Source organism: Serratia sp. CoH_134_PS_4, from assembly GCF_058190535.1.
The window spans coordinates 1-972 of the sequence record NZ_JBXWKI010000041.1; the positions used below are offsets into that span (position 1 = coordinate 1).

Annotated in this window: 1 pseudogene; it reads right to left on the bottom strand. The window is 39.6% G+C overall.

The annotated features are described in order from the left end of the window. Window positions 1-73: 73 nt before the first annotated feature. A pseudogene (locus AC2FCQ_RS24615) lies at window positions 74-646 on the bottom strand (response regulator transcription factor); the annotation flags it as partial. Window positions 647-972 lie beyond the last annotated feature (326 nt).

Here is a 972-nt window from a genome sequence, read left to right on the forward strand (position 1 = left end):
GAAAGCGTGCGTATTGCCTGAAAACACAACCCGCTACGGGGGAGACTTACCCGAAATCTGATTTATTCAACAAAGCCTCTGGCAAGCACATATTCAACAATGTTTGTCGGGAAAAAGCTCTTTTGGGCGCTCGCATTAACACAGATAAAATTGAAAATTCGGTTGGCGTAAGTTCCACTGCGATTTTAATATGTTCGGTAGGGCAAACGTGAACTAACATTGCCTCTTCATCAAGTTGTACTGGGCCACAAATAATAAGCTCAGATCTTATATTCAATATACTCGTTCTTCTTAGCACTGCATGAACCCGAGCTACAACCTCTCCTGGGTTATACGGCTTCACTATATAATCATCTACCCCATGCCTCAACGAGGAAATCTTATCTTGTATTTCGCCGATTGCAGTCACCATGATGACCGGCACATCGCTCTTTCTACGCACTCGAGCCAGTATTTCATGGCCGTTTATCCCTGGCAGCATGACATCCAATAAGATCAAATCAGGTTGCCAGGAAAAAACCATCTCGAGGCCTTTAACACCATCACCCACTTTAGCAACAGTAAAACACTCTCTTTTTAGATAAGCTTCCAGGACCTCTGCAGCCCGCATATCGTCCTCAATGATTAAAACTCTTTTTCCTTCCATATATTAACCTGTTATTCAATTTCTCTGTCAATGTAAAGAACAATATAATGAATTTTAGCATTTTTTTAATAAGATAATAAACAAAAATCGGATGAAGTTTATGCTCAATGGCCAAAAATGGAATTCAGTAGACTTTCTCGATAGATAGGCCTAATGTTAAGTTTATTTTCATTTAAATTCAATTAGTTGGCATAAAACGCAATTAATCATCAAGAAAAAAAACAAAAATTGACACCATCTTGACAGACTTAAGGGCTTTGTTGAATAAATCAGATTTCGGGTAAGTCTCCCCCGTAGCGGGTTGTGTTTTCAGGCAATACGCACGC